This window comes from Pseudomonas sp. GW823-FHT06E10 (assembly GCF_058794995.1).
The window spans coordinates 1-14,922 of sequence record NZ_JBXAHJ010000028.1; the positions used below are offsets into that span (position 1 = coordinate 1).

A 14,922-nucleotide genomic window follows, 5' to 3' on the forward strand; every position below is an offset into this window, starting at 1 on the left:
GCTGCCGTCGCCGAGATTTTTTTCGTAGACCGTCAGCTCACCGCCATACACGTTGAGGCCGTCGAGGGTCACCGGATTGTCGTTGTTGGAGACGTTGAGCACCAGGTAGGCAGTACGGCTGTCGCCGTCCGAATCGGTGATTGTGTAGGTGAAGGTTTCGGTGCCGTCGCCACCACCGTGCAGGGCTTTGAAGTCGGCATCGCTGGTGTTGAGGGTGTAGGTGTAAGTGCCGTTGGCATTCAGCACCAGGGTGCCGTAGGTGCCGGTGAAGGTACCAGGAGTAATCGGGCCGGCGTTTTCGCCTAGCGGCACGCGGTCGGCGCCTTGCACGTCGTTGGTCAGCACGTTGCCGTTGAGGGTCAGCAGGGTTTCTGAAGCCGTTGATGCATTGCTGTCGTCCACGCCTTTCGGCAGGTCGTCGACGATGTTCACGTCGAGGCTCCCCGTGGCGGTCGTGCCGTTGTCATCGACCACGGTCACAGCGAACTGCTCAGGCAGGGTGTTGGCACCGTTGGCGGTTGGGTGCGCCTCGTTATCGTTCAAGGTGTAGCTGTAGCTGATTACCCCGGTCGCCGCGTTGAACCCGGTAATGGTCAGGGTGCTGCCCAGCGGGGTGGTGATCGATTGCGGGAAGCCGGCGGCCACGCCAGCGGTGACCACGGCGATGCCGCCGACAGTCAGGGTCGTTACACCGTCGAGTGCAGTGACGGTGAAGGTGCCGCTCTGGGTCAGGGCCGACGCGTTGGGGTTGCTGCCGTCGCCGAGATTTTTTTCGTAGACCGTCAGCTCACCGCCATACACGTTGAGGCCGTCGAGGGTCACCGGATTGTCGTTGTTGGAGACGTTGAGCACCAGGTAGGCGGTACGGCTGTCGCCGTCCGAATCGGTGATTGTGTAGGTGAAGGTTTCGCTGCCGTCGCCACCACCGTGCAGGGCTTTGAAATCGGCATCGCTAGTGTTGAGGGTGTAGGTGTATGTGCCATTGGCATTCAGCACCAGGGTGCCGTAGGTGCCGGTGAAGGTACCGGGGGTGATCGGGCCGGCGTTTTCGCCGAGCGTCACCCGGTCCGCGCCCTGCACGTCGTTGCTCAGCACGTTGCCGTTGAGGGTCAGCTGGGTTTCCGAGGCGATATTGGCGTTGCTGTCGTTCACACCGTTGGGCAGGTCGTCGACGATGTTCACGTCGAGTGAACCGGTAGCAGTGGTGCCGTTGTCGTCGACCACAGTCACGGAGAACTGCTCGGGCAATGTGTTGGCGCCGTTGGCAGTTGGGTGGGCTTCGTTATCGACCAGCGTGTAGCTGTAGCTGACCACGCCGGTTACCGCATTGAACCCGGTGATGGTCAGGGTGCTGCCCAGCGGCGTAGTGATCGATTGCGGGAAGCCGGCGGCCACGCCAGCGATGACTACGGCGATGCCGCCCACGGTCAGGGTGGTTACGCCATCCAGCGCGGTGACGGTGAAGGTACCGTCCTGGGTCAGGGCCGGTGTATCCGGGTTGCTGCCGTCGCTGAGGTTTTTCTCGAAGACGGTCAACTCACCGCCCTCAGTATTCAAACCGCCAATCGTGATCGGGTCATCGTTGTTGTGGATTTGCAGCACCAGGTTGGCGGTGCTGCTGTCGCCATCGGCGTCTGTCAGCGTATAGGCGAAGGTTTCCGTGCCATTGCCGCCGCCGTGCAACGCCTGGAAGTCGGCATCGCTGGTGTTGAGGGTGTAGGTGTAAGTGCCGTTGGCATTCAGCACCAAAGTGCCGTAGGTGCCGGTGAAGGTGCCGGGGGTGATCGGGCCGGCGTTTTCGCCGAGCGTCACGCGGTCAGCACCTTGCACGTCGTTGCTCAGCACGTTGCCGTTGAGCGTGAGCAGGGTTTCCGAGGCGGTGCCATTGCTGTCGCCCACGGCGTTGGGCAGATCGTCGACGATGTTCACGTCGAGAGAACCGGTGGCAGTGGTGCCGTTGTCGTCGACCACGGTCACCACGAACTGTTCGGGCAATGTGTTGGCGCCGTTGGCAGTTGGGTGGGCTTCGTTATCGACCAGCGTGTAGCTGTAACTGACCACGCCGGTTACCGCATTGAACCCGGTGATGGTCAGGGTGCTGCCCAATGGAGTGGTGATCGATTGCGGGAAACCGGCGGCCACGCCAGCGGTGACCACGGCGATACCGCCGACAGTCAGGGTCGTCACGCCGTCGAGGGCGGTGACGGTGAAGGTGCCGTTCTGGGTCAGGGCAGTGGCATCCGGTGCACTGCCGTCGCTGAGGTTTTTCTCGAAGACGGTCAACTCGCCGCCCCCGGTATTCAACCCGCCAATCGTGATCGGGTCATCGTTGTTGTGGATCTGCAGCACCAGGTTGGCGGTGCTGGTGTCGCCATCGGCGTCTGTCAGCGTATAGGCGAAGGTTTCCGTGCCATTGCCGCCGCCGTGCAACGCCTTGAAGTCGGTATCGCTGGTGTTGAGGGTGTAGGTGTAAGTGCCGTTGGCATTCAGCACCAAAGTGCCGTAGGTGCCGGTGAAGGTGCCGGGGGTGATCGGCCCGCTGTTTTCGCCGAGCGGCACGCGGTCTGCGCCCTGCACGTCGTTGCTCAGCACGTTGCCGTTGAGCGTGAGCAGGGTTTCCGAGGCGGTGCCATTGCTGTCGCCCACGGCGTTCGGCAGGTCGTCGACGATGTTCACGTCGAGAGAACCGGTGGCAGTGGTGCCGTTGTCGTCGACCACGGTCACGGCGAACTGCTCGGGCAATGTGTTGGCGCCGTTGGCAATTGGGTGGGCTTCGTTATCGACCTGCGTGTAGCTGTAGCTGACCACGCCGGTCGCCGCGTTGAACCCGGTGATGGTCAGGGTGCTACCCAGCGGGGTGGTGATCGATTGCGGGAAACCGGCGGCCACGCCAGCGGTGACCACGGCGATGCCGCCGACGGTCAGGGTCGTCACGCCGTCGAGGGCGGCGACGGTGAAGGTGCCGTTCTGGGTCAGGGCAGTGGCATCCGGTGCACTGCCGTCGCTGAGGTTTTTCTCGAAGACGGTCAACTCACCGCCCCCGGCATTCAAACCGCCAATCGTGATCGGGTCATCGTTGTTGTGGATTTGCAGCACCAGGTTGGCGGTGCTGCTGTCGCCATCGGCGTCTGTCAGCGTATAGGCGAAGGTTTCCGTGCCATTGCCGCCGCCGTGCAACGCCTGGAAGTCGGCATCGCTGGTGTTCAGGGTGTAGGTGTAAGTACCGTTGGCATTCAGCACCAAAGTGCCGTAGGTGCCAGTGAAGGTACCGGGGGTGATCGGCCCGCTGTTTTCACCGAGCGTCACCCGGTCCGCGCCCTGCACGTCGTTGCTCAGCACGTTGCCGTTGAGGGTCAGCAGGGTTTCCGAGGCGGTGCCATTGTTGTCATCAACTGCTTGCGGCACGTCGTCGATGATGCTGATATCCAGCGTACCGGTAACGCTGTCGCCATTGCTGTCGCTGGCCACCACGGTGACGTGTTCGGCAAGACTATTGGCACCCTCGCCGCTTGCGTGGGTTTCGGCACGGTTGAGGGTGTAGCTGTAACTGACCACGCCCGTGGCCGGGTCGTAACCGGTGATGGTCAAGGTACTGCCCAGAGGTGAGGTGATCGACTGCGGAAAACCTGCCGCCACACCGCCGCTGATCAAGTTGATTGTGCCGATGCTGAGGCTGGTCAGCCCGTCTGGCGCATTGATGGTGAAGGTGCCGCTTCGCGTCAGCGAAACTTCGTTCCTCGCCGAACCGTCGGCCAGGTTGGCTTCATTGACAGTCCGCTCGCCGTTCTGCTCCGACAGGCCGACGAAGGTGACCGGATTGTTCGGCACCTGCGGCGGCACCACAGGGGCTTCGTCCGCTACAGCGATGTCCGGATTAACGTTAAGGCGCTCTTCGGGAAATTCGGGAATGCCATTGAACCCGGCAGTGGGGAAGCCGATGACCGGATCGACTCGCCCGCCCACTTCTTCGAGCATGACAAAACTATGGCCACTGCCCGGGATGCCGCCCGGTACTCCGGTAGTCATGGCAGGCCCGGCAGCGGTGGCTTCAGCGGTTTGGGTCGGGTCGTCGCCCGCCGCAATGGCTTTTTGCAGCTGTTCGACATCGGTCAGTTGCGCTTCGCTCGGAGTCACCGCTTCGGGTGAGTCGATATGGGGAATCTGATTGGCGAGCAACTGCGGCGTCATCTGCATGCTGCTGTCGCGCCCGAGGGTCAGTTCCTGGCCATTTTGCAGATGTACCGCCACCGCGCCTTCAGCGCCGGTGCTCAGTCGGTCGCCAGCGAACAGCCGGTCCCCCTCGACCAAAGCACGCCGGGTGCCGTCGCTCGCAACCGCGAACACCTGACCGATGACCTTACTGACGATTCCGATGAGCGTTGCCATGTGCACTTCCTCCGCCGCCAACCGCTGTCGGCACCTTGATTGCGCGAAGAACGTGCTCATGGCTCGAGCGGGTTGTCTGGCGGATCGTGTTCCGGGTGCCGGTTTACTTGAGTAAGCCGTGGCCCCGGCAACGATCTCGCCCAGCCAGTCGCTCACGGCGCTGTTTACGATTTCGGGAAAATCCCTCTGCAATCAATGGCATCGGATCCCTGTTCGCAACAACGTTGCCTGTGAGCGATGCGTAACGATCTCGAAGCACTCAAGTGACAAAAAACCGTCACCACAAGATCGCTCGCATCCCTCCCCTCCAGCACTTCTCCGCTCTATTTCGATAAGTGGATTGGAACTTTCCTAAAACCCTGATGAGCGCCCTAGAGCCCATAAAACAAGGGCTTTCTAATTGAACAATGTGCTGGATTTTGCAGAGCGCATAAGTTTTTTTTGGCATATCCGTTATGAAAAAAATTTCTTGGCTACGCTCCAGAATGTTCTTAGCTCTTTTGTTAAAGATGTGAAACAACTTTACCGGTAAATTTCGTCAAATAATTGGCGACAGACAAGCACCATCAGGAATCAGGGAGATGTAAATGCGCCTATTAACCCCCCTCTGTAGCGCGGTTCTTTTGGCCATGGCCTGCTCGTCCCAGGCGCAGGCCATAACGCTGACCGAAGCGATCCAGAGCACCATTGCGACCCACCCGGAACTGGCATCCCGGGTGGACAGCCGACTGTCGGCGGATGAGGACGTGAAGGTCGCCAAAGGGGGCTTTTATCCATCGGTTGATTTGAACGCCGCCTACGGGCGCGGGTACAGCGATAACACCAATACCCGGGCGTTCGGCAATCACCACACCGAAATTCTCAACTACACCCAGTCGGAATTGCGCCTGCGGCAAATGCTCTTCGACGGGTTCAACACTTCCAATGAGGTCGAACGCACCAAAGGCGTGGTCAACTCGCGAGCCTATTACGCTCAGGGTACGGCTCAGGATCTGGCCCTGCGCACCACCGAGGTTTACCTCGAAGTCCTCAAGCGCCGCGAACTGGTGACCCTGGCCAAGAACAACCTGCAAGCGCACTTGCGGGTCAACGACCAGATCGGCCTGCGCACCCAGCGCGGCGTGGGCAGCAACGCCGATGCCGACCAGTCCAGCGCTCGCCGGGCACTGGCGGAAAACAACCTCGACACCGCCGAAGTCGATCTGGCCGATGCCGAGTCGAACTTCTATGCCGTTGTGGGGCGCATGCCCGATGAACTCGAAACTCCGCCGTCGATTCGCGGCGAAGTCCCTGCCTCCCTGCCCGAAGCCCAGCAGAGCATGGTGGAAAACAACCCTTACCTGAAATCCGCCCAGGCCGACGTGCAATCAGCCGAAAGCCAGTACGAAGTCGCCAAGTCGCCGTTCTACCCACGCTTCGACGCCGAGGCGGCGGTGGGCGCGAACAACAACCTGCAGGGTGAGGAAGGTCACGACAACGAATGGCGGGTCGGCGTGGTGATGAACTACAACCTGTTCCGCGGCGGCAGCGACAAGGCGCGCCTGGCCTCCGACTCGCACAAGATCAACCAGGCCATGGACATCCGCAACAATGCCCTGCGCCAGCTCAACGAGAACATTCACCTGGCCTGGAACGCCATGGTCAACGCCAAGAAACAAACCCCGACCGCCCGTGAATACGCCGACACCAGTAAGCGCGTGCGCGTCGCCTACCAGGATCAGTTCGGCCTCGGCCAACGGACCCTGCTGGACCTGCTCGACAGCGAAAACGAGCTCTACAACGCCAACCGTCGCTACACCGAAGTGCGCTACACCGAAGAGTTCTCGATGTACCGTGTCCTGGCGAACATGGGCCAGTTGCTGAGCAAGCAACGGGTCGTACTGCCCGCCGACGCGATCGCCCAGACCGAAGTGAAAAACGAAGCTCGTCTACCTGACATGAAGTAGTGCACGGGAGGGTTCAATGACCAGCATGGAACCCGGCAACACCGGTGTCGATCCGCGCCTGAGCTTCGATGACCCGCTTCTGGACGGTCTGTTGATCCTCTGCAAACTCCACGGCGCGACGGTCAGTCGCGCCAGCCTCAGTGCCGGGCTCCCCATGGCACACCAACGCCTGAGCCTGGACCTGCTGCCCCGTGCAGCGGCCCGGGCCGGTTTGCAGGCGCGCTTGCTGCGCCGCGACCTCAAAGACATCTCCTCGCTCAACCTGCCCGTGCTGCTGCTGCTCAACAACGGCCGCACGGCTGTGCTGCGTCGTTATGGCGAGGACGGCAAGGTGCTGATCCTGCCCAGCGAAGCCGACGGCGGCGAACAATGGCTCAGCCCAGAGGAGCTGGCCGAACACTACAGTGGCCAGGCATTGTTCGCCCGGCCACGTCACGAACTCGAAGACTTGCGATCGCCGCTGGTGCCTCGGGTCCAGGCCTGGTTTCGCGATACGCTGAAGCTGTCGAAATGGCTGTACAGCGATGCGATCCTGGCGAGCTTCCTGATCAACCTGCTGGGACTGATGGTGCCGCTGTTCGTGATGCAGACCTACGATCGCGTGGTGCCGAACCAGGCCACTTCGACCTTGTGGGTGCTGGCGATCGGTTTGCTGATCGGCACGGCTTTCGAACTGGTGCTGCGAGTTGTGCGCGCGCACTTGCTGGATACCGCCGGCAAGAAAACCGATGTGATCCTGTCGGCCACCCTGTTCGAGCGCATCACCGGCATGGCGATGAAAGCACGGCCGGCGACCATCGGTGGCTTCGCCCAAAGCATTCACGACTTTCAGGGCCTGCGGGAATTTCTCACCGCCGTGACCCTCACCAGCCTGATCGACCTGCCCTTCTGCCTGCTGATGCTGCTGGTGATCGGCCTGCTCGGTGGCTGGCTGGTGGTGATCCCGATGCTGGCGTTTCCCATCACCATCATCTTCGCCATGGTGATCCAGGTGCGCCTGCGCGATACCGTGCAAAAAAGCCTCAGCCTGGGCGCCGAACGCCAGGCACTGCTGATCGAAACCCTCAGCGGCCTGGAAACCCTCAAGGCCTGCAGCGCCGAAAGCGAACGCCAGCACAAATGGGAAAGCACCCACGGCGCCCTCACCCGCCTCGACAGCCACGCGCGCAACCTCTCGGCCCTGGCCACTAACGGCACGTTGTTCATCCAGCAACTGTCCGGCATGGCAATCATCGTCGCCGGGGTCTACAGCATCATCGCCGGCAACCTCAGCGTCGGAGCCCTGGTGGCCAGTTACATGCTCGGTAGCCGGGTACTTGCACCACTGGGTCAGATCGCCGGCCTGATCACCCGCTACCAGCAAGCGCAACTGACCATGAAAAGCACCGATGCGCTGATGGGGCTGCCCCAGGAGCGCGACGCCAGACAACGGCCACTGGAGCGCACCCAACTGCAAGGCGCACTGGATGTTGTCGGCGTAACCTTCCACTACAACGGCCAAAGTGCGCCTGCCCTGGCCAATGCCAGCTTCAGTGTGAAACCTGGCGAGCGCATCGGCATCATCGGCCGCAGCGGCTCAGGCAAAAGTACCCTGGCGCGACTGGTGATGGGCTTCTACGAACCGGATGAAGGCCAGTTGCTGCTCGATGGTCTGGACCTGCGGCAACTGGACGTCGCCGACCTGCGCCATCAAATCGGTTACGTCGCCCACGACCTGCCGCTTTTGGCCGGCAGCCTGCGCGACAACCTGACCCTCGGCGCGCGCTATATCAGCGACTCACGCATGCTCGAAGTAGCAGAGATGACCGGCGTTACCGAACTGGCCCGGCAACACCCGCAAGGCTTCGACCGGCCCGTGGGTGAACGCGGGCAACTGTTGTCCGGCGGCCAGCGCCAGGCCGTATTGATGGCCCGGGCGATGTTGCTCGACCCGCCCATCATGCTGCTCGACGAACCCACCAGCGCCATGGACAACAGCAGCGAAGACGTCCTGCGGCAAAAACTTCACGGATGGGTCCAGGGCAAAACCATCCTGCTGGTGACCCACCGCACCTCGATGCTGAGCCTGGTGGACCGGCTGGTGGTACTGGACAACGGACGGATCGTCGCCGACGGTCCGAAAGACGCGGTCATCGATGCACTGCGCAAGGGCCGTGTCGGCTCTGCGGCCGTCTAGGAGTCGCCCATGTCTGCCGATCAAGGTTCCCGTGGCTACTTCGACAGTTTCAACAAAAGTGCCGAAACCGAGTACATGCCGGAAACCGCCGGCGCCTCCTTGCAGGACTCACCGCGCTGGTCGCGGATCACCGTGTGGCTGGCGGCCGCGCTGTTGGTCAGTGCACTGGTCTGGGCCAAATTCGCCGTGTTGCAGGAAGTGACCATGGGCGAAGGCAAGGCGATTCCGTCAAGCAAGGTCCAGGTGATCCAGAACCTGGAGGGCGGCATCGTCACTGAAATTTTCGTCCGTGAAGGACAGATGGTGAACAAGGGCGACACCTTGCTGCGCCTGGATGACACCCGCTACCTGTCGAACAAGGGCGAAAGCGAAGCCGATCGCTTTGCCTTGACCGCGCAGGTCGAACGGCTTTCGGCCGAAGCCGAAGGCCGGCCGTTCAAGCTGTCGGAAGAAGTGATCGCCAAAGCCCCGCAAGTGGCTGAAGACGAGCGTTCGTTGTACGAACAGCGGCAACGGCGACTGGCCAGCGAGCAGCGCACCCTGAGCGAACAACTACGGCAAAAAACCCAGGAGTTAGCGGAGTTCCGCTCGAAACAGGGTCAATTCAGTTCAAGCCTGGCGTTGTTGCAACAAGAGATGAACATGTCCGCGCCGCTGGTGGGCACGGGGGCGGTGTCACCGGTGGAAATCCTGCGGCTCAAACGCAGCGCGGTGGAGATTCGCGGCTCATTGAACGCCACCACACTGGCGATTCCCCGGGCGGAATCGGCGATCAACGAAATCAAAAGCAAGATCGACGAGTCGGAGCAAACCTTCCGCTCGGAGGCCGCCAAAGAGCTGAACGAGAAACGCACTGACCTGTCGAAAATCACGGCCTCGAGCATCGCCATCGACGACCGCGTGACCCGTACAACCGTGGTCTCGCCAGTGCACGGCATCATCAAGGTGTTGAAGGTCAACACCATCGGCGGCGTGGTCCAGCCCGGCAGTGACATGGTGGAAATCGTGCCGCTGGAAGACAACCTGCTGATCGAGGCCAAGGTACGGCCACAGGACGTTGCATTCCTGCATCCGGGCCAGAAAGCCATGGTCAAGTTCAGTGCCTACGACTACACCATTTACGGCGGCCTGAGCGCCAAGCTGGAGTTGATCGGCGCTGACACCATCACCGACGATAAGGGCAACAGCTTCTATCTGATTCAGGTGCGAACCGACAAAAACCATTTGGGCGGGGATGTGAAACCACTGCTGATCATCCCGGGGATGGTGGCGACGGTGGACATTATTACCGGGGAGAAAACGGTGCTGGATTATCTGCTCAAGCCGGTGTTGAAGGCGCGGACCGAGGCGATGCGGGAGCGGTAGGCAGTATCCAGAATCTGCAGTGACTGATCTGCCGCCATCGCGAGCAAGCTCGCTCCCACAGTGTCCGTGTCGTACAAAAAATCTGCGAATGCCACTGAACCTGTGGGAGCGAGCTTGCTCGCGATTAGGCCGGCAAGACCACCAATCATTTTTCAGAATGATTACGCTGGTAAACCTCCTCCCCCATCGCCGCAATCTGCCCCTCGATCAACGCTTCGAACGGTTTGAGCAATGGCGCAAACGAAGTCGGCGCTTCGAGGGTTTCCAGCGCCTGCACAATCGCCTCCACCGTCGACAACGCCCCCGGTCCCGGTGCCTTGCGCAACCGATAGCGGGACACACCGCCCTCGGCCAGCGTCATCCTTGGCAACGCCGCCAGCAGCGGATTGAGGTGCAGCATCTTGCGTGCCTTGCGCCAGGTACCATCCGGGACCACCAGCAGCAAGGGTTCGTCTGTCGCGGCACAAGCCTTCATCGGTTGGGCATCTTCGCCGGGAAACAGCAACCGCGCCCGATACCCCGGCTGATTCAACAGCGCTGGCAAATCCTCAAACACCTCGCCGACGATCAACTCGGCATTCGTCAACCCAAGCGCCGCCAGACGCGCGGTGTTCAACGCATGATTCACTTCGCTCGGATGCTGCAACAACAGTACCCGGGTGCGGCTGTCGAGGCTGGGAATCAGCGGGCACAGGCAATGAGTTTGCGGGCGCAGACAACGCTGACATTGAATTCTGGACATCGTCTCTACGCCTGATTCAGTTGAGCTTTAAGCAAGTCGCGGAATGTCTGGATCAGCGGCTCGCGGCTACGGCCCCGACGCACGATCATCGAGAACGGCGCTTGATAACCGAAGGTCGCCGGCAGCAGCACCCGCAAGTCACCCTTGTCGGCCCAGGCCTGGGCGTAGTGCTCCGGCAGGTAACCGATGTAGGCGCCGGACAGCACCAGGATCAACTGGGCCTCCATACTTTCTACCGTCGCGGCACTGTGCTTGAAACCGTGGCGCGCCAGTTCGGCCTGGCTCCAATAACCACGACCGACCATGCGCTGCTGGGTGATTACTTGCTCGGGAATGCGCCGCTCGTTGAACAGCGGATGCCGCGTGCTGCAATACAACCAGTGTTGTTCACGGTACAGCGGCATGTACACCAGGCCGCTCATGCGCGTGGAAAACGCACCGATGGCCAGGTCGAGACGGTTGTCCTGCACGCCGAGTTGCAATTCGTAAGGGCTCATCACCGACAAGTGCAAGTGCACGGCCGGGTGTTCCTGGCTGTAGGCGCCGATGGCTTCGGCGAACGGCAGGGCCTTGTCGCTGACGGTGGAGTCGATCACCCCCAGGTTCAAGGTACCGCGCAACTCGCCCTTGAGGGCGGCGGCGTACTGCTCGAAGCCTTCGAGTTCGCCCAACAGACGCAGGGTTTCCTGATGGAACAGTTCGCCCTTGCTGGTCAGGCTGAAACCGCCACGGCCGCGATGGCACAGCACCAGGCCAAGGGCTGCTTCGAGCTGGCTCATGTAGGTGCTGATGGCCGACGTCGAGAGATTGAGCTCCTGCTGGGCGTTGGCGAACCCCTGATGGCGCACCACGCTGACGAAGATGCGCAATAGTTTCAGGTCGGGTAAAGCGTTGGCCATGGAAATGCTCCGATCTCGGGGTGACGCGCAATGCTCGATTCAATGCAAATCCTGGTGGGAGCGAGCTTGCTCGCGATGAGGGCGTAACAGCCAACATCAATGTTGACTGACCCACCGCTATCGCGAGCAAGCTCGCTCCCACCAGGTTTGTTCCCGGCATTGGGTTTTGCGTATGGGGTGAAGTCTAACGCCGCCACTTCCATTAGTTTAGAAAAATCTGAACTAAGTATTTGCCCGTAGCGATTCTTCCCGGCCACTACATTTCGCAGAATCGGCGCCACAAGGTGCGCCCGTCCCTTCCGTGAACGGCGCAACCGACATAAATAAAACAACGACGATGAGGCCCTACCCGTGGACAAGATTCTTCACCAACCACTGGGCGGCAACGAAATGCCGCGCTTCGGCGGCATCGCCACCATGATGCGACTCCCCCATTTGAATACCGCTGCCGGCCTGGACGCTGCCTTCGTAGGCGTGCCCCTGGACATCGGTACCTCCCTGCGCCCCGGCACCCGCTTCGGGCCTCGCGAAATCCGCGCTGAATCGGTAATGATTCGCCCGTACAACATGGCCACCGGTGCTGCGCCGTTCGACTCGCTGTCGGTTGCCGACATTGGCGACATCGCGATCAACACCTTCAACCTGCTGGATGCCGTACGGATCATTGAAGAGTCCTACGACAACATCCTCGAACACGACGTGATCCCGCTGACCCTGGGCGGCGACCACACCATCACCCTGCCGATCCTGCGTGCCATCCATAAAAAGCACGGCAAGGTCGGCCTGGTGCACATCGATGCCCACGCCGATGTGAACGATCACATGTTCGGCGAGAAAATCGCCCACGGCACCACCTTCCGTCGCGCCGTTGAAGAAGGCCTGCTGGACCCGAACCGTGTCGTGCAGATCGGCCTGCGCGCCCAGGGCTACACCGCTGACGACTTCAACTGGAGCCGCAACCAGGGCTTCCGTGTGGTTCAGGCTGAAGAGTGCTGGCACAAATCGCTGGAGCCCTTGATGGCTGAAGTCCGCGAAAAAGTCGGCGGCGGTCCTGTTTACCTGAGCTTCGACATCGACGGCATCGACCCGGCCTGGGCACCTGGCACCGGTACCCCGGAAATCGGCGGTCTGACGACCATTCAGGCAATCGAGATCGTTCGTGGCTGCCAAGGCCTCGACCTGGTCGGTTGCGATCTGGTAGAAGTCTCGCCCGCTTACGACACCACCGGCAACACCTCGCTGCTGGCCGCCAACCTGCTGTACGAAATGCTCTGCGTACTGCCTGGCGTAGTCCACCGCTGAGGATCGGTCATGAGCGAACGTGATCAGGTTCTCAAGGCCGCCGCCGATCTGGTGTCCGCTTTTGCCCGTAACGATCGCGAAGCCTACTTCGGCGCGTTCAGCGCCGATGCCAGCTTCGTCTTCTACACCCTCGAACAGCCCCTGCTGTCGCGCGACGCCTATCAGGCGATGTGGGACAGCTGGCGCGCCGAGGATGGCTTCGAGGTGCTCTCGTGCACCTCAAGCAACGCTTTCGTCAGCCTGCAGGGTGACGTGGCGATTTTCATCCATGACGTGGCCACCGAGTTGCGCATGCAAGGGGAGCAACACTTCAGCCAGGAGCGCGAGACGATTGTTTTCAAGAAACAAGCGTCTGGCCAAGAACAACAAGGCCTATGGCTGGCCTGCCACGAACATTTATCCGCGATGCCGGAAGGGCTGCCACCCCCTTAGCCAACACAGGTGACGCTCACGCACGATGAGCGCGCCTTTATGATCGGAGCTGATCATGAATAACAAAAACAACGAAAAAAGCCTTAGCAGCATCGAAACAAACGGGGTCGAACAGATCCCGGACAATGAGCGTGACGCCAAGCCCAGCGATCTGTTTCGCCTGATCTTCGGCGGCGCCAACACCTTTGCCACCGCCGTGCTCGGCAGTTTCCCGGTGCTGTTCGGCCTGTCCTTTCAGGCTGGCGTCTGGGCGATTGTGCTGGGCGTGGTACTCGGTGCGCTGATCCTGGCGCCGATGGGCCTGTTCGGACCCATCAACGGCACCAACAACGCCGTCTCTTCCGGTGCGCACTTCGGCGTGCACGGGCGAATCGTCGGTTCGTTCCTGTCGCTGCTGACCGCTATCGCGTTTTTCTCGCTCTCCGTCTGGAGTTCGGGCGATGCACTGGTGGGCGGTGCCAAACGCCTGATCGATCTACCGGAAACCGATCTGACCCTGGGCCTGGCCTACGGTCTGTTCGCGCTGCTGGTATTGACCGTGTGCATCTATGGTTTCCGCTTCATGCTGTGGGTCAACCGCATTGCGGTGTGGGCGGCCAGCCTGCTGTTCCTTCTGGGCGTTTTCGCTTTCGCCCCTGCATTCGACAGTCAGTACGCCGGCACCGTAGCCATGGGCCAGGCCGGATTCTGGGCTGCGTTCATCGGGGCAGCATTGGTGGCCATGAGCAACCCGATCTCCTTCGGTGCGTTCCTCGGTGACTGGTCGCGCTACATCCCTCGTGATACGCCCAAAGGCCGGATCATGGTGTCGGTGATTGCCGCGCAACTCGCCACGCTGATTCCGTTCCTGTTCGGCCTCGTCACCGCCACTATCGTAGCGGTCAAGGCACCGGACTACATCGCGGCCAACAACTATGTCGGCGGTCTGCTGGCGGTATCGCCGAGCTGGTTCTTCCTGCCGGTGTGCCTGATCGCGGTCATCGGCGGCATGTCCACCGGCACCACTTCGCTGTACGGCACAGGCCTGGACATGTCCAGCGTGTTCCCTCGGGTGCTGTCGCGGGTCAAGGCCACGCTGCTGATCGGTGTGATGTCGATTGCCTTCATCTTCATCGGGCGCTTCGCGGCCAACCTGGTGCAGAGCGTGTCGACCTTCGCCGTGCTGATCATCACCTGCACCACCCCGTGGATGGTGATCATGATCATCGGCCTGCTGGTGCGTCGCGGCTTCTACTGCCCGGATGACCTGCAAGTGTTCACCCGCGGCGAGAAAGGTGGCCGCTACTGGTTCACCCACGGCTGGAACTGGCGTGGCCTCGGTGCCTGGATCCCGAGCGCGGCCGTTGGCCTGTGCTTCGTGAACCTGCCGGGTCAGTTTGTCGGGCCGCTGGGTGAAATGGCCGGTGGTATCGACATCAGCCTGCCGGTGACCCTGGGCCTGGCATCGGTGGTGTACCTGGTTCTGCTGAGCCTGTTCCCGGAATCGAGCGCAGTGTTCGGTCCGAACGACCCTCGCAGCAAGAGCACGGATTCGCTCGCTAAACCGGCGATGCGTCAAGCCGCCTGATTCAACGCACTACCTGCGGTCAACACATTACCTGTGGGAGCGGGGGGGGGGGGGGGGGGGGGGGGGGGGGGGGGGGGGGGGGGGGGGGGGGGGGGGGGGGGGGGGGG

The 14,922-nt window shown here is 61.5% G+C and carries 9 protein-coding genes; 6 read left to right on the forward strand and 3 right to left on the reverse strand.

Features of this window, described 5'->3' with window-relative positions; all coding sequences use genetic code 11:
• Window positions 1–4,386 (reverse strand): retention module-containing protein (locus AC1Q6Y_RS27750; protein WP_492625633.1); only part of this gene is annotated, 4,386 nt, incomplete at its 3' end.
• 587 nt (window positions 4,387–4,973) lie between these two features.
• On the opposite strand from AC1Q6Y_RS27750, the gene AC1Q6Y_RS27755 reads away from it, so the two are divergent.
• Genes AC1Q6Y_RS27755 through AC1Q6Y_RS27765 form a run of 3 tightly spaced genes read left to right on the forward strand, consistent with a single transcriptional unit; the run spans window position 4,974 to window position 9,873 of the window.
• Entirely contained in the window at window positions 4,974–6,332 is a 1,359-nt protein-coding gene (locus AC1Q6Y_RS27755) for a TolC family outer membrane protein (RefSeq protein ID WP_492625634.1), read from the forward strand.
• 16 nt (window positions 6,333–6,348) lie between these two features.
• Window positions 6,349–8,508: a type I secretion system permease/ATPase gene (locus tag AC1Q6Y_RS27760; RefSeq protein ID WP_057715954.1), complete on the forward strand. Its 2,160-nt coding sequence runs from the start codon at window positions 6,349–6,351 to the stop codon at window positions 8,506–8,508.
• A gap of 9 nt (window positions 8,509–8,517) precedes the next feature.
• Window positions 8,518–9,873, forward strand: coding sequence for an HlyD family type I secretion periplasmic adaptor subunit (locus tag AC1Q6Y_RS27765; protein WP_057715955.1), 1,356 nt, complete (start codon window positions 8,518–8,520; stop codon window positions 9,871–9,873).
• Window positions 9,874–10,018: 145 nt separating this feature from the next.
• Here AC1Q6Y_RS27765 and AC1Q6Y_RS27770 read toward each other — a convergent pair whose 3' ends face one another.
• Window positions 10,019–10,615, reverse strand: coding sequence for a tRNA-uridine aminocarboxypropyltransferase (locus AC1Q6Y_RS27770; protein WP_492625635.1), 597 nt, complete (start codon window positions 10,613–10,615; stop codon window positions 10,019–10,021).
• A 5-nt stretch (window positions 10,616–10,620) separates the two neighbouring features.
• Window positions 10,621–11,514 (reverse strand): LysR family transcriptional regulator, encoded by an 894-nt coding sequence (locus AC1Q6Y_RS27775; protein ID WP_007972518.1) that lies wholly within the window; start codon window positions 11,512–11,514, stop codon window positions 10,621–10,623.
• A gap of 351 nt (window positions 11,515–11,865) precedes the next feature.
• On the opposite strand from AC1Q6Y_RS27775, the gene speB reads away from it, so the two are divergent.
• The 3 genes from speB to AC1Q6Y_RS27790 are packed head-to-tail and all read left to right on the forward strand — an operon-like array spanning window position 11,866 to window position 14,815.
• Window positions 11,866–12,816: an agmatinase gene (gene speB / locus AC1Q6Y_RS27780; protein ID WP_492625636.1), complete on the forward strand. Its 951-nt coding sequence runs from the start codon at window positions 11,866–11,868 to the stop codon at window positions 12,814–12,816.
• Window positions 12,817–12,825: 9 nt separating this feature from the next.
• Window positions 12,826–13,248 (forward strand): YybH family protein, encoded by a 423-nt coding sequence (locus AC1Q6Y_RS27785; protein ID WP_492625637.1) that lies wholly within the window; start codon window positions 12,826–12,828, stop codon window positions 13,246–13,248.
• 55 nt (window positions 13,249–13,303) lie between these two features.
• Complete coding sequence (locus tag AC1Q6Y_RS27790) at window positions 13,304–14,815, forward strand: purine-cytosine permease family protein (RefSeq protein ID WP_223504408.1); 1,512 nt, start codon at window positions 13,304–13,306, stop codon at window positions 14,813–14,815.
• The last annotated feature ends 107 nt before the right edge of the window (window positions 14,816–14,922 follow it).